Below are 17,371 nucleotides of genomic sequence, written 5' to 3'. Positions count from 1 at the left end.
TCGCGAACCGGTCGAGTTGAGAACGATTATCAATAGCAGTAAGCTCATCGTGTGAAGTCTCGTATCGCCCTGCTGTCCCTGCCCGCCGTCGCCGTCCTCGCCCTGGCCGGGTGCTCCACCGCGGGTGCCTCCGCCGATGGAGGCGCCGGCTCCGATGGTGTCACCGTCGTCGCGTCCACCAACGTCTACGGCGACCTGGTGCACGAGATCGCCGGGGACAAGGTCACCGTGATCTCCCTGATCAGCAGTGCCGCCCAGGACCCGCATGAATACGAGGCCACCGCGAAGGACCGGCTCGAAGTCAGCAAGGCGCAGTTGGTCGTGCGCAACGGTGGCGGTTACGACGCCTTCATCGACGGCATGGTGCCGGACGGTGCCAAGGTGATCACGGCCGCTGATGAAGCGGACGACGCTCCGGGCGACGACCATGACCATGAGGACGCGGACGAGCACGATCACGATGAGTCCGGCGCGCACGAGGGCCACGATCACATCGAGGGATTCAACGAGCACGTCTGGTACTCGCCCGAGGTCATGCGTCACGTCGCCGAGGAGGTCGCCGACGAACTCGGCGAGCTGCTGCCCGACCAGGCGAGCGAGTTCACCGCGAAGGCGGCCGCGTTCGGTGCGGAGGTCACCAAGATCGAGGACCGCGCCGCGGAGCTGAAGACCGCCGCCGCCGGCGCGAAGATCTTCGTCACCGAGCCGCTGCCGTTGCGACTGACCGACCTCGTGGGTCTCGTGAACGTGACCCCGGCGGAGTTCAGCGAAGCCGTCGAGGAGGGACAGGACGTGCCGCCGGCCACGATGCTCGCGGCCCAGGGCCTGCTGAGCTCGGGGCAGGTGCGAGCGGTGATCGTGAATTCGCAGACCGGCGGGGCGGAGACCACCGCGGTCGCGGCCGAGGCGAAGAAGGAGGGCATCCCGGTGCTCGAGTTCTCGGAGCTGCAGCCGGACGGCTCGACCTACGCTGAGTGGATGAACGAAAACCTGGATAAGATCGCCGCCGTGATCGGAGCATGAACGACCCCCTCGAGATCCGCGGTGCCGCGATGCGGCGCGACGATCGAGACCTGTGGGCAGGCCTGGACCTCACCGTCGCTCCCGGCGAACTCGTCGCCGTCCTCGGCCCCAGCGGTTCCGGTAAGACGAGCCTGATCCGGGCGATCCTCGGACTGGAACGTCTCTCCAGCGGCACGATCGACGTGCTCGGCGAACGCGTGCACCGCGCCGGGAATCGTCGGATCGGTTATATCCCCCAGCAGCGCCCGCTCCCCGTGGACACCTCCCTGCGTGGCCGCGACCTGGTCGGCCTCGGCGTGACGGGCCACCGGTTCGGTCTCCCGATCCCGCGTCGTGCGGACGCTCGCCGCGTCGATGAGCTCGTCGCGGCGGTCGGAGCGCAGGCGTTCGCGGACCGTCCCGTCGGCCTGCTCTCCGGTGGTGAGCAGCAGCGGTTGCGGGCGGCGCAGGCTCTCGCTGACGACCCGGGTCTGCTGCTGTGCGATGAGCCGCTGACCAGCCTCGACCTCGCGAACCAGCAGGCCGTCGTGTCCCTGGTCGGGGACTACCGCCGTCGCACCGGGGCCGGGGTGCTGCTGGTGACGCACGACATCAATCCGGTGCTCGATTCGGTCGATCGCATCCTCTACCTCGCGCACGGGCGCTTCCTGCTCGGCCGCCCCGAGGACGTCCTCACCAGCGAGACGCTGACGCGGCTGTACTCCACACCCGTGTCGGTGCTCCGCGCCGGCGGACGCCTGGTGGTCGTCGGTGCGCCGGACGCGGACGACGAGCACCACCACCACGGAGAGCACGAATGAGCTGGAACGACATCGGTGACGCGCTGTGGGGCGGCCTGCCGTACTACGGCGACATCCTCGCCCTGGTGTCCAACTCGTTGTGGGCGGGGGCGATCCTCGGCCTCGTCGGCGGACTGATCGGCATCTTCGTGATGCAGCGGGACATGGCCTTCGCCGTGCACGGCATCAGCGAGCTGTCCTTCGCCGGCGCCGCGGCCGCGCTGCTGATCGGCGCGGACGTGGTGACCGGTTCCATCGTCGGTTCCGTGATCGCGGCCGCCATCATCGGCCTGCTCGGCGCGCGAGCCCGCGACCGCAACTCGATCATCGGCGTGCTGATGCCGTTCGGGCTGGGTCTCGGCATCCTCTTCCTGTCCCTCTACAGCGGTCGCAGCGCCAACCGCTTCAGCCTGCTGACCGGACAGATCGTGTCCGTGGAGAGCAAGCAGCTCACCTGGTTGATCGTCATCGCCGCGGTGGTGCTGATCGGTCTGCTCCTGATCTGGCGTCCGCTGCGGTTCGACTCGCTCGACCCGCAGTCCGCGGCCGCCCGTGGTGTCCCGACCACTTTCGTCTCGCTCGTGTTCATGCTGCTGCTCGGCCTCATCGTCGCGGTGAGCGTGCACATCATCGGGGCGCTGCTCGTGATGGCCCTGGTGGTGACTCCGGCCGCGGCGGCGATGCGCATCGCGACCGGGCCGATCGCGGTTCCCGTGCTGGCCGCAACCTTCGGGGTGGTGAGCGCCGTCGGGGGCATCCTGCTCGCGGTCGCCGGCACGCTGCCGGTCAGCCCGTACATCACCACGATCTCATTCCTGATCTACCTCGTCTGCCGGGTCGTCGGAGGCCGTCGGGGCCGGGTGCGGCGGGTGCGCGCCCAGGATCCCCCGGTGCTCGCCGGGTAGACTCCGGACATGGCTCAGCGCAACACGTGGCAGCGGGAGCGCGTGCGCGAAGCGCTCGCGGACGCCCGCGGTTTCGTGAGCGCCCAGACCCTGCACGCCACCCTGCGGGACGAGAACACCGGCATCGGCCTCGCCACCGTGTACCGGGCGCTGTCGGGCCTCGCCGACAGCGGTGAGGCCGACTCGCTGCAGAGCCCCGACGGCGAAGCGCTCTACCGCGCCTGCGCCACCAGCGAGCACCACCACCACCTGATCTGTCGGCGCTGCGGTCTCACGGTGGAGATCGAGGCGTCCCCGGTCGAGGAGTGGGCCAAGCGGACCGCTGCGGCCCACGGGTTCCAGGACGCCCAGCACATCGTCGACATCTTCGGACTCTGCGCGGACTGCGCGGCGGCCATCTGATCCATGACCACCACGACGGACGCCCCCGCCCGCCGCGCGCCGAACCCGACGGTCCGAATCGTCGGTGTCGCGCTGTTGCTCGCCGTGATCGTCGGCGCCTTCGTGGTGCCGTTGGTGTTCGACGTGTCGCTGCCGACGCGGGTGCAGGACGGCCTCACTCTCGCCATCAGTGTGCTGATCGAGTCCATGCCGTTCGTCATGATCGGCGTCATCCTCGCGATCGTGGTCCAGGTCTGGCTGCCACCGGACCTGATCGGACGGGTGCTCCCCAAGCGCGCGTGGCCGCGCCGGCTCGCGCTGTCCTGCCTCGGCATCCTGATCCCGGTGTGCGAGTGCGGCAACGTGCCCTTCGCCCGCGGTCTGCTGCGCCGTGGCGTGAGCCCGGCGGACACGCTGACCTTCCTCCTGGCCGCTCCGATCGTGAACCCGATCGTCATCGTCACCACGCACGCCGCGTTCGGGTGGGACAGCGGCATCCTCATCGCGCGCCTGATCGGCGGTCTGGTCATCGCCAATCTCATCGGTTGGCTGTTCTCGCGCCACCCGGACCCGCAGCGCCTGCTGACCGAGCGATTCCGGATCGAGACCGAGACCGAGGAGTGCGCGACCGGCTCGCGCACGCGCCGCAGCCTCGTCCAGGCCATCATCGAGCTGCGTGCCGTGATGCCGGCCCTCATCATCGGATCCGCCCTCGCCGGCGCCGTCCAGGTGGTCGTTCCCCGCGATGTCCTCGTGGCCGTCGGTGCGAATCCCGCCCTGTCGCTGGTGGCGATGGCGGCCCTCGCGATCGTGGTCGCGCTGTGCTCGAACGTGGACGCGTTCTTCGCGCTCTCCCTCGCCTCCGCCTTCACGCCCGGTTCGATCGTCGTGTTCCTCCTGGTCGGCCCGCTCGTGGACGTGAAGATGCTCGCGCTGATGCGCACCACCTTCACCGTCCGCACGCTCGCGCTGATCACGGCCCTCGTCCTGGGCATCGCGTTCCTGTTCGGAATCGGGGTGAATCTCCTTGTCTGATCTGCGCTCGATCGGTGCTCGCTGGCTCGGACTGGGGCTCGCCGTCGCCGTGTGCGCCGTCACGATCGTCCTGGCCGTCACGGGCAACCTGCAGCTGTACATCAGTCCCAGCAGCTCGGTCTGGGCCGTCGGCATGGCCGTGCTCGGGGTGGTCATCGCCGTCGCGGCGGCGTTCCTGCCCGCGGGAGCGGAAGCCGAGCACGGGCATGACCACGGGCACGCGCACACTCATGTCCCCGCTCCGGTTGTGCCGTCCGAGGCCGCGGAGACGGACGCTCCGCTGACTCGAGCGCAGGCGCGTGCGCTGCGTGACCGACTCGCGTCCGAGGCCGTTCCGGAACCGCACGAGCAACACCGACCGCGTGCCGCCACGGCGCTCGCCGCCGTCACCGGTGGCGTGATCGCGACGGTCATCGCCGGGGCCATGGTGCTGCTGCCGCCGGCGTCCCTGTCCGCGGAGCTCGCGATGGAACGCGACCTCGGCACACCGCCACTGTTCGGCGGGAACGACGTCGTGGCACTCGCGTCGACCGGCGACCTGGCGTCGTTCGGCATCGGCGACTGGTCCCAGGTGTTCGCCACCGCGGCCGACCCCGACCAGTTCGTCGGCACACCGGTGAGCCTGGTCGGCTTCGTCGGCGCCGACGCCCGTGGCGGCACCATTCGACTCACCCGACTGGTCATCCGGCACTGCGTGATCGACGCGCAGCCGGCCGCGCTGCCGGTCACCGCGGGGCAGTGGCGGGGCGAATTCGCCTCCGGCCAGTGGGTCAAGGTCACCGGCACCGTCGGCAGCGGTGCGGACGGCGCCCTGGTGATCACGCCGACCGACATCGCCCCGATCGACGAGCCCGGGGATCCGTATGAGTTCTGAGCGGGTCTCCTTTCGCGCCCTGATGTCCATCGTGCTCGCCGTGCTCGTGGTCCTCGTCGGCGGGGGTGCCGTGCTCTCGCTCGGGCAGGGGCCGCGGCTGATGTCGGTGCAGTCCGATCCGGATCAGGCGATCGTGGCGTCCGGCACCCGGGTCGTCTTCACCGCCAACCAGCCGCTGCAGAAGATCGACCCCGCGCAGGTGACGGTCACGCCGGCCGCGGATTTCACCGTGGACACCTCCGGTCGCACCGTGGGTGTGCGCTTCACCCAGCCGCTCACCGACGGCGTCGAATACACGGTCACGATCGCGAACGCCCGGGGCCTGAGCGGTGGGCCGACCGGCACCCTGTCCACGACGGTGCGGACTCCGGTGGCAGACCTCTACCTTCTCCGCCGCGGTGGGGAGAGCGGCAGCGATGCGATCGTCCGCACCCGTCTGGACGATCATCAGGAGGAGATCGTCTTCCGCGATCCGCACATCGAGGAATTCCGGCGCACCTCCGACGGTCTGCTGATCTCCACCGTGGTCGGCGGGACCAGCCAGCTGATCCTCACGGACCTGGACGGACAGCACGCTCGCATCCTCCCGATGCCCGGCCGCGGCACGATTCGGGGCCTGCAGGTCTCTGACCGCGGCGACGCCGCCGGCTATCAGTTCACCGACGCGAACATCAGCGCCGACTCCGGCCGGGCGAGCGTGCTGGTGACGATGGCTCTGCGGGACCCGCACGCCGAACCGCGGATCGTCGAGATCGACGGCACCGCTCCCGGGGTGGACCAGTGGCGATTCGTCCCGGACACCACCTCGGTGCTGATGATCGATTTCACCGGCACGCTGTCCCTGTTCGACACCACCGGGGCGGCGGAACCGACGAACCTCGGCAGTGCGCTGTACATCGACGACGTGGATCGCGGAACCTACCGGGCCCTGATCACCCGGACCGAGGGCCCCACCGAGATCGACCTGCGCACGGCCAAAGAGGTGCCGGCGAAGCTGCCGACGCTGGACGGGCACCTCGATCAGGAGTTCGCGCTCGGGTCCGGCCAGCGCGTGTGGCAGGTCAGCGTGCGCGACAAGATCGGCATCCCCACGGAACAGTTCCTGTACCGCAGCGGTCCGTCCGGCCCGGTCAAGCTGCTCGAGCTGACCGCGAAGGACCCGATCATGAGTGTCTGTCCGTCGCCGAGCGGCGCGTACTTGGCGCTCACCATCGCGCCGGATCTGGCCGGCAGCAGCTACGACCGCTACGAGCTGCCGATCCCGAGCCGGATCACCACCCGGATCATCGACGCCACCGACGGCAGGGATGTGCGCCTGCTGAGCGGATTCGACCTGTCCTGGTGCGCGCAGAGTCCGCGATGACGCTGCACCGGGCAACGCGCGACGATCTCGCCGGACTCCCGGTCGATGTCGCCCCGCGGCTGCTCGGCGGGGTGCTCACCACCACGGTGGACGGTGCCGAGGTCGCTCTCCGGCTGACCGAGGTGGAGGCCTACCACGGCCGCGGCACCGGCCCGGTCGCCGACCCGGGATCGCACGCGCGGATGGGGCCGACCGCACGCAATGCCACGATGTGGGGCGAACCGGGCCATCTGTACGTCTACCTCAGCCACGGCATCCACTCGTGCGTCAACGTGGTCTGCGCGCCGGAGGGCGTCGCCGGCGGAATCCTGCTGCGTGCGGCATCGGTCGAGCGCGGAACGGAGATCGCGCGGGAACGGCGGCAGGTCCGTCGGGGCGGACGAGTCGGTGCGGCCGCCTGCGCCCCGACGATCTCCGATCGGGACCTGGCCCGCGGCCCCGGACGGCTGGGCCAGGCCAGTGGGCTGCGCCACCCCGGCGATGACGGTCTGGACGCCGTGACCGGGCTTGTGGGCACCTCCGGCGCATCCGCCGTGCTCGAGCTGCCGGATGAACCAGCCGGGCGGGTGCGCTCCGGCCCGCGGGTGGGCGTCGCCGGGCACGCGGGCACCGCGGCGTTCCCCTGGCGCTTCTGGTTGGACGGTGAGCCCACCGTCAGCGCGTTCCGCCCCGGACGCGGCGCCGCCTGACGCGGCGATTCGCACGGCGATGTGCATCGCCCCTTTCGGACGCGCGACCGCTCTGACAGAGTGGCAGGGTCCATGCCTCTCTTCCTCCGGGAGCAAACACATGCAGAAGTCCGTCCTTCGCGCGTCCGCGCTGGCCGTCACGGCCGCCGTCGCGCTCGCCGTCGCCATCCCCGTGTCGGCATCCGCCGACATCGATACGCCGGAGTTCATCCAGCCCACCGCCGGAGCCACGCAGATCAACCTGCTCGGCTTCAATGACTTCCACGGTCGCATCCTCAACGCCGAGGCGTTCGCCGCGACCGTCCTGACCGGTCAGGCGCCCTTCGGTGCCGCCAACAGCCTCATCCTCTCCAACGGCGACGCCGTCGGAGCCTCGGTGTTCGAGTCCTCGATCCTGAAGGACGAGCCGACCATCGCCGCCCTCAACGCGTTCGGCGTGCAGTCCTTCACGGTCGGCAACCACGAGTTCGACAAGGGCCCGGACGACGCCACCGGCCGCATCCAGAGCGAGACGAACGGCCCGGACCTGGCCGCGAACGTGACGGCACCGGACGGGACTGATCCGTTCGACGAGTACGCGCTGTTCACCGTCGCCGGGCTCCAGGTCGCCGTGATCGGTGCGGTCACCCAGGAGACGCCGTCGCTGAGCTCGGCGGGTGCGCTCCAGGGCTGGACGTTCTCCGACCCGGTGGAGGCCGTCAACCGCGTCGCCGCCCAGCTGACCGACGGTGACCCCTCCAACGGCGAGGCCGACGTGCTCATCGCGTCGTACCACGAGGGCGCCCCGAGCAGCAATGTTCCGCTGGAGCAGAACGAGCAGAGCGCGGTGTTCAAGCACATCGTGCAGGACACCGCCCCCTCCGTGGCGGCGATCTACACCGCGCACACGCACCAGGTCTACGCGTACGACGCTCCGAACGGTTCGTCCACGCGGCCCGTGCTGCAGACCGGCTCCTACGCCGCCAACGTCGGCCAGGTCGTCCTGACCGTCGACGCTGACGGTGCCGTCACCGCCGCGCAGACCTCCATCATCCCGAGCTTCACGGATGACACCATCCCGGCCGAGATGAAGGATGACGCGCGCGTCCAGGAGGTCGCGAAGATCGTCGCGGACGCGAAGGCGAAGGCCGATGTGGTCGGCAATGAGAAGGTCGGCGCCATCGACGGCTCGATCACCCGTGCGAAGCAGTACGAGGACGGCACCATCACCGCCGACCCGACCACCGGCGTCACCTCGGGTGGCGTCGTCACCGTCGAGGACGACCGCGCCAACGCCAGCTCGCTGAGCGACATGGTCGCGCAGTCCATGGTGGAGATCATCAACGCACGCGGTCAGGTGCAGGCCGACATCGGCCTGATGAACCCGGGCGGTGTGCGCTCGGACCTCATCGACGATGACGGGATCCTGACCTACAAGGACGCCGCGAACGTGGTGCCGTTCGCCAATGACCTCGACGTCGTAACGATCACCGGTGCCGTGCTCAAGGAGGTCCTCGAGCAGCAGTGGCAGCGGGACTCCGCCGGTGCGGTGCCGTCCCGGGCGTACCTGCAGCTGGGTGTGTCGGACGACTTCACCTACTCCGTCGACTCGACCCGGCCGGAGGGTGACCGCGTCACCTCGATGACCCTGCGCGGCGCGGCGATCGACCCGGCGGCGAACTACAACATCGCCGCATCGTCGTTCCTCGCCACCGGTGGCGACAACTTCCGCGGCATGATGAAGGCGTCCGCGCTCGTGGGCACCGGCCTGATCGACACCGACGCCTTCCCGGCGTGGATCCGTTCGGTCGCGGACAGCGCGTCCGCCGACACCCGCGCCGCCGTCAACGGGGTGCTGGTTCCGGACAACCGCCGCAACGGCTTCGACGTCAGCGGCCTCAGCGCCGAGTCGGTGCTGGAGTGCTCGGCGCAGACCACGGTGTCCGGTTTCGACCTGGCCTCGCTCGGCTACGTGCAGAACTCCTCGGTCGAGGTCAGCGCGGTCCTGCCGGGCGCGACGGAAGCGGTCGCGCTCGGATCTGCGGACGTGTCCGCCGACGCCCCGAACACCGCGGCGGTGACGCTCACGATTCCGGAGGGCACCGGCGCAGGAGCGGGCACGGTGATCATCGCCGCTCAGCCGTCCGGTTCGACCGTGCAGATCCCGGTGACGTTCGCCGGCTGCGCGGCGGTGACGCCGACGCCGACGCCGACGCCCACCGCGACGCCGACGCCGACGCCCACCGCGACGGCTGAGCCGACCCCGGTGCCCACCACGACCGCAACGCCGGCGCCGAGCCCGACCAAGAGCGGCTCGCTGCCGACGACGGGTCAGGACGGTTCCACGGCGCTGATCGTGGGTCTGGTCGCCGTCGGTGTCATCGTCATCGGAGGTGCGGCACTGGCCATCGCTCGGACGCGTCGCCGCAACTGAGTGACTGACTGACGCAGAACGGGCCCGACCCCTCCGGGGGCCGGGCCCGTTCTCGTCCGGTCGACACGCCCGACTGTGATAGAGTCTCTCTTTGTCTGCGCGCACTCCAGCACGCAGTTCGCTCCCTCCTTCACCTCCGCGCTTCCCGCGCGGTCGTTCGGGTGGGTGCAGACAAGGGATCTTGGGTGAGGCCGTCCGGCCTCACGGTACAGAAGGAGACACCATGGCAGCAGTGTGCCAGGTGACCGGTGCTGTTCCCGGCTTCGGTCACAACATCAGCCACTCGCACCGCCGGACGAAGCGCCGCTTCGACCCGAACGTGCAGAAGAAGACGTACTTCGTCCCGTCGCTCGGTCGTAAGATCACGCTCAACGTGTCCGCCAAGGGCATCAAGGTGATCGACGCCCGCGGCATCGAGTCCGTCGTGAAGGACCTCCAGGCGAAGGGTGTGAAGCTCTAATGGCCAAGAAGGCTCAGGACGTCCGTCCGATCATCAAGCTACGTTCGACCGCCGGCACGGGTTACACCTACGTCACGCGCAAGAACCGCCGCAACAACCCCGACCGCATCGTGCTGAAGAAGTACGACCCGGTGGTCCGCAAGCACGTCGAATTCCGAGAGGAGCGTTGATCAATGGCTAAGAAGAGCAAGATCGCGCGCAACGAGCAGCGCAAGGTCATCGTCGCGCGCAATGCCGAGAAGCGCGCCACGCTGAAGAAGCAGCTCGTGTCCCCGGACTCGACCGACGAGCAGCGCGAAGAGGCCCGCGTGGCTCTGCAGAAGCTGCCCCGCAACGCGTCGCCGGTGCGCGTGCGCAACCGCGACGTCATCGACGGTCGCCCGCGCGGCCACCTCTCCAAGTTCGGCATCTCGCGTGTCCGCTTCCGCGACATGGCGCACCGTGGCGAGCTGCCCGGCGTGACCAAGTCGAGCTGGTAAGCACCACAGCTACGTCGAAGGGCGAGTCCATTCCGGACTCGCCCTTCGTCATTCTCGCCGTCGGACGCTCCCACCCGTGACACTTCCCTGCGCACGGAACTGTCGCGGGTGGGAGCGACCCCGCGCTCGCTCCCGAACGCCGCAGGAATGCATGCGCAGAAGTGTCCGGAGTGAGAGCGACGGCGGCCACCCCCGAGGGAGTGGCCGCCGTCGTTGCGTGCGTCAGTTCGTGGACGCGGGGGTCGGCTCCTCGACCGGAGCGTCCGTGGTGTCAGTGTCGGAGTTACCGGCGCCCTGGAACGGCGCCTTGCCCTCGACGACGTCCTTCCAGTTGTCCGGGAGCACGTAGTCGTCGTAGCCGCATTCGCGCAGCTCCTGCGGCAGCTGCAGCGTCAGGCGCGGCTTGCCGGCCTCGTGCGCGGCCTGGACGGTCCCGGTGAGGATCTGGTTGTCCTTGGACTCCTTGTTCACGGCGGAGGCCTCCTGGCACAGGTGGAACACCGTTCCGGCCTTGGTCCAGTAGACCTCGTCCTTACCGGTGATGTCCTGCACCAGGCTGGACTCGTTCGCGTACTGCTCCTGCGACGGCGCCTCGCCCCACTGGGCACTGGCGGCGGTCGCGCCGGCGGCGATGACGATGCCGATGATGCCGGCCAGGGCCTTCTGCCCCTGGGTCATGTTCTTGTTCGTGAAGATCAGGACGATCAGCGGCAGGAAGGCCACGATCGAGATGATCGCGCCGAGCTGGTTCTGCACGAAGAAGCGGACGGTGTCCTTGCGGGAGGCGGGGTCCAGGCGGTTGGCCGCCTTCCACAGCAGGGAACCGCCGACCGCGAGCAGGCCGATCACGACGATCATCACGATCAGCAGCCACATGATCACCGGGTCCTGGCGAAGCACCCAGAAGATGGCGAACGCCTCGCCGGCGATGGCGAGCGCCCACAGCACGATCGCGATGATGCGATTGCGGGTGGCCTTGGCTTTGGCCTCCGGGGACGGCGTCCACACCGGTCCGTCGGTGTCGGCGTCGCCGGATCGCGTCGGGGCCGCGTGCGACTCGACCTTCACGACCTTCTTGTTCGGGCGCTGTTCGGCCACGGGTTCCTCCAGGGGTCATGTTCGGGAAAACACGGACGCCGAACATCGGCGCACAGGCAATCTTGCCCGATGTCAGCCCTGCGCGACGGGAGGAACCCACCGTCCGGCCCGCACCGTTGCTGACGGCCGGGTCATGATGCCCGAAACGGTGCGGAAATCACGGCAAAACGCGGGCATGGGCGCGTTTTCCCGGCAACATTCGCCTCACCAGCCCCGAGAGTTTCGCGACACGCGGAAAATTCGCCCGGAATGCCCCGGAATTCCGCGATTTTCCGGGGGAAGTTGGTACTGTCGGTCCCGGTCGAACGACCAGCCGGGAGCAGACGCTCTCGGAGTGAACAACTTTGATGCGGCGCTCGCCGTCGCTGGAGGACAACACACATGGCTGACAAGTCCATCACCAAGACCGAGCTCGTCGCGAGCATCGCCAGCGCCACCGGTCAGAGCCAGGCTGCCGTGTCGGGTGTGCTCGACGCTCTCTTCTCCACCGTTTCCGACGCCGTCGCCAAGGGTGCGAAGGTCTCGATCCCCGGTTGGATCGCCTTCGAGCAGGTCGACACCGCCGCCCGCACGGGCCGCAACCCGCAGACCGGCGCCGAGATCAAGATCCCGGCCGGCAAGCGCGTCAAGGTGACCGCGGGCTCCAAGCTCAAGGCTGCCGTCAAGTAAGCCGTTACGAAGGGGCGGGCGTCTGTGGACGTCCGCCCCTTCGGCGTTCTCGGCGAAACCTTGACGGAGCCGCCCGCAGCCGTCACGGTAGGGGCCATGAACGACAGCATCGAAGCGCAGGTGGACGTGCGGGCGACCCTCGCCGACGCCTGGGCCGTGGTCTCGCGCCCGGATTGGTGGATCGACACCCGATCCTCATCCGGCACGGGCATCCGAGTGGACGGCGACGAGTGGATCATCACGGACGCGGTCGGCGGTGAGCGCCGGGTGAGCGTCCTGACCCGGGAGGAGCCGCGACGCATCGTGTTCGAGTGGCACCCGGCGGGTGCGGACCTCCCGGCGAGGACGGTCGAGGTGGGACTCGCACCGATCGACTCGGGCACCGTGACCGTCCGCGTTCGCGAGTCCGGCTTCGCGGCGATGCCCGATCCGGACCGGCGTCCGGCGCACGATGGGGACGAACCGGCCTGGGGACTCGCGCTGGCTGAACTGGCCCGTTCGCTGAGGTCGACCGGACCGACCGTGCGCACCTGAACGTCCGCCCGGGGCGAGGACGCGCGGAGAGCCTAGGCTGGAGGGGTGAACCCCCGTGCCCTGCGGGTCTTCGGACCCGTGCTTCTCGTGCTCGCCGCGCTCGCGTCGGTGTTCGCCGGGTTGGCGTACGGCGGCGGGGCGGCACCGCAGATCCTTCTCGATGCCGGACCCGTCGTGCGCTGGGGGCTTCCGGTCGTCAAGATGCTGGTCAACCTCGCTGCCGCCGGCATGATCGGGTCGCTCGTGCTCGCCCTGTTCGCGCTGAAGCCCGGACAGCGCGCGTTCGAGATCGCCCTGGACCTGGCCTCAGCAGCGGCGGCCGTGTTCACCGTCGCGGCCGGTGCGACGGGCTTCCTGACCTTCGTGCAGGTGACGGACCCGCAGATCGGGCTCGACGCCGGGTTCGGCGCGCAGCTGGGCTCCTTCCTGGTCGAACGGGAACTCGGGCAGGCCTGGTTGGTGACGACCATCGCCGGTGCCGTCATCACGGTGCTCGCCTTCGCGGTGCGTGGCTGGCTGGGCACGGCCCTGACCGCCCTCGTCGCGATCGCGGCGATCGTCCCGATGGTGACGCAGGGTCACGCCGGTGACCTCGCCAATCACAACATCGCCGTCTCCGCGCTCTTCCTGCACGTCCTCGGCGCTTCGGTGTGGGTGGGGGGACTGCTGCTGGTCGTGCTCGTCCGTCCGGTGCTCCGCGGGCGGATCGTCGACGTCCTCACTCGCTACTCGACGCTGGCGCTGGCCTCCTTCGTCGTCGTCGCCCTGTCCGGACTCGCCCGCGCCGTGATCGGGATCGGCACGTGGGCGGGCCTGGCTTCCCCGTACGGCGTGCTCGTGGTGATCAAATCCGTCCTGCTCGTCCTGATGGGCATCGCCGGAGCGCTCTACCGGCGTCGCCTGATCGCACGGGTGGCTGACGAGAAGCGCGGACGGCCGTTCTGGCGGCTCGTCACCCTGGAACTGGTCCTCATGGGGGCGGCATCCGGCGTCGCGGCGGCGTTGGCCCGCACGGCGCCGCCGACCGGGCTGACCGCCGTCGCCCCGACCACCCCCGCCCAGCGGCTCACGGGTTCTCCGCTGCCGCCCGAGCTCACGCTGGATCGGTGGTTCACGCAGTGGAACCCGGACCTCCTGTGGCTGGTCGCGGTCGGGTTCGGTGCGGTCTTCTACATCGTCGGGCTGCGACGTCTGAGCGCTCGGGGCGACCGCTGGCCGGTGCACCGCACCGTGTTCTGGCTGGCCGGTCTGGCTCTGCTGCTGTGGGTGACCTGCGGGCCGATGGCCGCGTACGGTGACTATCTGTTCAGCATCCACATGCTCGGTCACATGCTGCTGACGATGGCTGTCCCGCTGTGTCTGGTCTCGGGAGCGCCGGTGACCCTCGCGCTGCGGGCGATCCGCAAGCGCACGGACGGCACCCGCGGCGGCCGCGAGTGGATCCTGTGGGCGGTGCACTCACCGTATTCGCGGGTGGTCACCCACCCGGTCGTGGCGGCCGTGGTGTACGTCGCGTCGCTGTGGATCTTCTACTTCACGGACCTGTTCCGCTGGTCCGTGTACGACCACCTGGGTCATGAGTGGATGATCATCCACTTCCTCATCACCGGCTACCTGTTCATGCTGTCGCTGGTCGGCATCGATCCGGTACCCAAGCGCATGCCGTATCCGGGCCGCCTGATCACCCTCATCGCGGCGGCGGCGATCCACGCGTTCTTCGGCGTCGCGCTGATGATGCAGACCGGGCTCATGCTCCCGGAGTGGTTCGGGGCGATGGCCCGGCCGTGGGGTCCGACCCCAATGGAGGACCAGTACATCGGGGGAGGCATCGCCTGGTCGATCGGGGAGATCCCGAACCTCATCGTGGCGATCACGCTCGCGATCCAATGGAGTCGCAGTGACGAGCGCGCACAGCGCAGCCGCGACCGGCACGCCGATCGCACCGGGGACACGGAGCTGGCCGAGTACAACGCGAAGCTCGCCGCCCTGGCGGAGCGGGACGAGCGCGTCCGCGGCTGACGCTCAGCGCGTGTCGATGCCGCCGACGGCGATCGAGACGCGGCCGTCGGGGAGGACGGAGATGCTCGCGCGGATCGTGAACGGCACATCCTCATCCCGCGACCGGACCGATCCGTCGAAGTAGGACCGCACCTCGACCTTCACATGCGCGGTGCCCTGCGTGGGCGGCAGGATCCAGTCGCCGCCACTGGGCTCGATGGTCACCTTCGGCATCTCGGCGATCGACCACGTCGGCGGATCGACGATGAGGTTCTGCACCACGAGCCCGAACGGGCAGCCGGTGGGTTGCAGCACCTCCTGCTTCGCGCACTCCGACAGGAAGCCGTTGACCTTCTCCTGGACCACCGCGAGGAAGTCCGCGGTGGGCTCAGTCTGCACGGTGACGGGCACGGGGTGCAGAGGAACGTCGGCGAGGACCGCTGTTCCCGCCGACGCGGAGATCTTGGTATCGACGGACACCGAGTACAGGCCGGGAGTGAACACCAGCAACGACAGCGGCGCGACCGGATCGACGTTCGCCCCGGCGATCTGCCGCTTGTCCACAGTGAAACCGTTCACCGTGAACTCGGTGGCCCCGAGCACCGTCAGCTCGATCGACGTCAAGGGCGTCTGCTCGAAGCGCCACCCGGGTACCAGTCCGGTCCAGCCGCTCCGGATGACCTGGAACGTCGAGGTCTTCGGGTGTCCGCCGGCGCGGTAGCTCACGGTGACGGCCACGACCTCACCGTGCGCCTCTTCGGAATCGACGTGGATGTCGGTGAGGCTGCTGAGCGCGGCGGAGCGCAGCAGGGCCTCCGACGAGTAGGCGTCGATACCGGCGCCCTCGAGCGCGGCGGCGTCCACGCCGACACCGGGCATGGCGAGCGCATCGGTGGCGTGGCCGGCGGCGAGGAGATTGAGGTACTTCGTCACGAACGCGGACGGGCTGTACAACGACCGATAGGCGAAGAAGTAGCCGGCCGCGAACATCGCGGCCACCAGGACGGCGGCCAGCGCCAGCACTCCCAGGCGCACGGCAAGCGGGCGTCGGGAGGTCCCCGTGTCCGTCGTCACCGTTTCCGCCACGTGCCACAGTCTAGGAAACCCGGCCCGGGAGAGCACCGAACGGGGTCATCTGAAGCGACCTTCGGGCGCTTCGCCGGACGGTCACCGTTCGGAACCCGGGGACGCCCGCACGGTGAGCGCTTCGGCGTGTCTACGATGGGAGTTCGTCCACGTGCAAGGAGTCCGGTGAACACGCCCCCGCTGTCCGCGGAGCAGGAAGCCCTGTTCCGGCTCATCGAGGACACCCGGGAGCACGTCTTCGTCACCGGACGCGCCGGTACCGGCAAATCCACGCTGCTGCAGTACCTGGCGTGGCACACGAGCAAGCAGATCGCGGTGTGCGCACCGACGGGCGTCGCGGCGCTGAACGTCGAGGGTCAGACCATTCACTCGCTGTTCCGCCTGCCGATCGGACTGATCGCGGACGGACAGATCGATCAGTCCGATGCCACGCGCAAGATCCTCAACGCGATCGACACCCTCGTCATCGACGAGATCTCGATGGTGAACGCCGATCTCATGGACGGAATCGACCGATCGCTCCGGCAGGCCCGCGGGCGCCGTGGCGAACCGTTCGGCGGGGTTCAGGTCGTGATGTTCGGTGACCCCTACCAGCTCGCCCCCGTCCCGCCGCGTGGCGATGAGATGAGGTACGTGAACGACCACTACCGGTCGTTCTGGTTCTTCGATGCGCACGTGTGGGCCGGGGACGCACCCGGCTCGGACGGCGTGCTCGACCTCGGCCGCCACGGAGCGGACCTGCACATCCGGGAACTCGTGAACATCCACCGGCAGGCCGACGACGGCTTCAAGGCGATGCTGAACGCGGTGCGGTACGGGCGCGTGACGGCGGAGATCGCCGGGGTGCTCAACGGCGCCGGGGCGCGCACGCCCCCGGAGGACGCGGACGAGCCGATCATCACCCTGGCCACCCGCAACGACATCGTCAATCGCATCAACGCCCGCCACCTCGCCGCGCTGAAGGGCAAGGAGCAGAAGGCCGTCGCCGAGATCAACGGGGACTTCGGCCGGGGCGACGCGAACTACCCGGCGGAGGCCGAGCTGAAGCTGAAGGTCGGTGCCCAGGTCATGTTCCTGCGCAACGACCAGCAGTCCTACGGGGAACCGCCGCGCTACGTCAACGGCACGATCGGGACGGTGACGCGCATCTCCGGCGGCACCGTCCGGGTGGACGTCGATGGTGAGGAGTTCGAGGTGGAGCCGGCGGTCTGGGAACGCTATCGCTACGCGTACGATCCGGGATCGAAGAGCCTGTCGCGGGACATCGTCGCGGAGTTCACGCAGTTCCCGCTGCGCCTGGCCTGGGCGGTGACGATCCACAAATCCCAGGGCAAGACCTACGAGCGAGCGATCATCGATCTCGGTTCCGGGGCGTTCGCCCCCGGCCAGACCTACGTCGCGCTGAGTCGCCTCACCGCGCTCGAGGGCCTGTACCTGACCCGTCCGTTGCGCCCGAGCGACATCCGCGTGGACCCGGATGTGCAGCGATTCATGAAGGGCGCCGTCCGCGGCAACTGAGCCGGACCGCAGTGACCCGTTCACAGGCGATGCTCGGCCCCGCTCCGGCACCCCCCGTAGACTCGCC

The 17,371-nt window shown here is 69.3% G+C and carries 18 protein-coding genes; 16 read left to right on the top strand and 2 right to left on the bottom strand.

Annotated elements, in window-relative coordinates; genetic code table 11:
- Positions 1–51 precede the first annotated feature (51 nt).
- From BN1193_RS14885 to rpsN, 12 genes are all read left to right on the top strand, one after another.
- Positions 52–1,023 carry a metal ABC transporter solute-binding protein, Zn/Mn family gene (locus BN1193_RS14885; protein WP_040167644.1) on the top strand — a complete coding sequence of 324 codons (972 nt, stop codon included), beginning with the start codon at positions 52–54 and terminating at the stop codon, positions 1,021–1,023.
- Positions 1,020–1,823, top strand: coding sequence for a metal ABC transporter ATP-binding protein (locus BN1193_RS14880; RefSeq protein ID WP_040167643.1), 804 nt, complete (start codon positions 1,020–1,022; stop codon positions 1,821–1,823). The genes BN1193_RS14885 and BN1193_RS14880 overlap by 4 nt, the downstream gene beginning before the upstream one ends.
- Positions 1,820–2,707, top strand: a complete 888-nt coding sequence (locus tag BN1193_RS14875) for a metal ABC transporter permease (protein ID WP_040167642.1) — start codon at positions 1,820–1,822, stop codon at positions 2,705–2,707. The genes BN1193_RS14880 and BN1193_RS14875 overlap by 4 nt, the downstream gene beginning before the upstream one ends.
- Positions 2,708–2,716: 9 nt before the next feature.
- On the top strand, positions 2,717–3,109 hold the full coding sequence (locus BN1193_RS14870; protein WP_040167640.1) for a Fur family transcriptional regulator: 393 nt from the start codon (positions 2,717–2,719) through the stop codon (positions 3,107–3,109).
- Positions 3,110–3,112: 3 nt separating this feature from the next.
- The gene (locus BN1193_RS14865; protein WP_040167639.1) at positions 3,113–4,123 is read left to right on the top strand and encodes a permease; all 1,011 of its coding nucleotides are present in this window, start codon (positions 3,113–3,115) and stop codon (positions 4,121–4,123) included.
- Positions 4,116–4,997 carry a TIGR03943 family putative permease subunit gene (locus tag BN1193_RS14860; RefSeq protein ID WP_052460841.1) on the top strand — a complete coding sequence of 294 codons (882 nt, stop codon included), beginning with the start codon at positions 4,116–4,118 and terminating at the stop codon, positions 4,995–4,997. Before BN1193_RS14865 ends, BN1193_RS14860 begins: the two co-directional genes overlap by 8 nt.
- Positions 4,987–6,360 carry a hypothetical protein gene (locus tag BN1193_RS14855; protein WP_040167638.1) on the top strand — a complete coding sequence of 458 codons (1,374 nt, stop codon included), beginning with the start codon at positions 4,987–4,989 and terminating at the stop codon, positions 6,358–6,360. Before BN1193_RS14860 ends, BN1193_RS14855 begins: the two co-directional genes overlap by 11 nt.
- Positions 6,357–7,049: a DNA-3-methyladenine glycosylase gene (locus tag BN1193_RS14850; protein ID WP_040168424.1), complete on the top strand. Its 693-nt coding sequence runs from the start codon at positions 6,357–6,359 to the stop codon at positions 7,047–7,049. Before BN1193_RS14855 ends, BN1193_RS14850 begins: the two co-directional genes overlap by 4 nt.
- 100 nt (positions 7,050–7,149) lie before the next feature.
- Entirely contained in the window at positions 7,150–9,462 is a 2,313-nt protein-coding gene (locus BN1193_RS14845; protein ID WP_052460839.1) for a bifunctional metallophosphatase/5'-nucleotidase, read from the top strand.
- A gap of 223 nt (positions 9,463–9,685) precedes the next feature.
- Positions 9,686–9,922, top strand: a complete 237-nt coding sequence (gene rpmB, locus BN1193_RS14840) for a 50S ribosomal protein L28 (protein ID WP_040167637.1) — start codon at positions 9,686–9,688, stop codon at positions 9,920–9,922.
- Entirely contained in the window at positions 9,922–10,092 is a 171-nt protein-coding gene (gene rpmG / locus BN1193_RS14835; protein WP_029145259.1) for a 50S ribosomal protein L33, read from the top strand. The genes rpmB and rpmG overlap by 1 nt, the downstream gene beginning before the upstream one ends.
- Positions 10,093–10,095: 3 nt before the next feature.
- Entirely contained in the window at positions 10,096–10,401 is a 306-nt protein-coding gene (rpsN, locus tag BN1193_RS14830; protein ID WP_040167633.1) for a 30S ribosomal protein S14, read from the top strand.
- Between the two features lie 222 nt (positions 10,402–10,623).
- Here rpsN and BN1193_RS14825 read toward each other — a convergent pair whose 3' ends face one another.
- Positions 10,624–11,499 (bottom strand): hypothetical protein, encoded by an 876-nt coding sequence (locus tag BN1193_RS14825; RefSeq protein WP_052460838.1) that lies wholly within the window; start codon positions 11,497–11,499, stop codon positions 10,624–10,626.
- Positions 11,500–11,880: 381 nt separating this feature from the next.
- Here BN1193_RS14825 and BN1193_RS14820 point away from each other — a divergent pair, with 381 nt between their 5' ends.
- The 3 genes from BN1193_RS14820 (at position 11,881) to BN1193_RS14810 (ending at position 14,721) form a co-directional block, all read left to right on the top strand.
- Complete coding sequence (locus tag BN1193_RS14820) at positions 11,881–12,168, top strand: HU family DNA-binding protein (protein ID WP_040167631.1); 288 nt, start codon at positions 11,881–11,883, stop codon at positions 12,166–12,168.
- 96 nt (positions 12,169–12,264) lie between these two features.
- Positions 12,265–12,702, top strand: a complete 438-nt coding sequence (locus tag BN1193_RS14815) for an SRPBCC domain-containing protein (protein WP_052460837.1) — start codon at positions 12,265–12,267, stop codon at positions 12,700–12,702.
- Between the two features lie 45 nt (positions 12,703–12,747).
- On the top strand, positions 12,748–14,721 hold the full coding sequence (locus BN1193_RS14810) for a cytochrome c oxidase assembly protein (RefSeq protein ID WP_040167629.1): 1,974 nt from the start codon (positions 12,748–12,750) through the stop codon (positions 14,719–14,721).
- 3 nt (positions 14,722–14,724) lie between these two features.
- On the opposite strand, the gene BN1193_RS14805 is transcribed toward BN1193_RS14810, so the two are convergent.
- Positions 14,725–15,786: a hypothetical protein gene (locus tag BN1193_RS14805; protein WP_230206520.1), complete on the bottom strand. Its 1,062-nt coding sequence runs from the start codon at positions 15,784–15,786 to the stop codon at positions 14,725–14,727.
- A 165-nt stretch (positions 15,787–15,951) separates the two neighbouring features.
- Here BN1193_RS14805 and BN1193_RS14800 point away from each other — a divergent pair, with 165 nt between their 5' ends.
- Positions 15,952–17,304, top strand: a complete 1,353-nt coding sequence (locus BN1193_RS14800; RefSeq protein ID WP_040167625.1) for an ATP-dependent DNA helicase — start codon at positions 15,952–15,954, stop codon at positions 17,302–17,304.
- Positions 17,305–17,371 lie beyond the last annotated feature (67 nt).

It is taken from the genome of Microbacterium gorillae (assembly GCF_000826185.2).
Lineage (GTDB): Bacteria > Actinomycetota > Actinomycetes > Actinomycetales > Microbacteriaceae > Microbacterium > Microbacterium gorillae.
The sequence above is the reverse complement of the archived record's forward strand: the minus strand, read 5'-3'. Positions and strand labels throughout refer to the sequence as shown.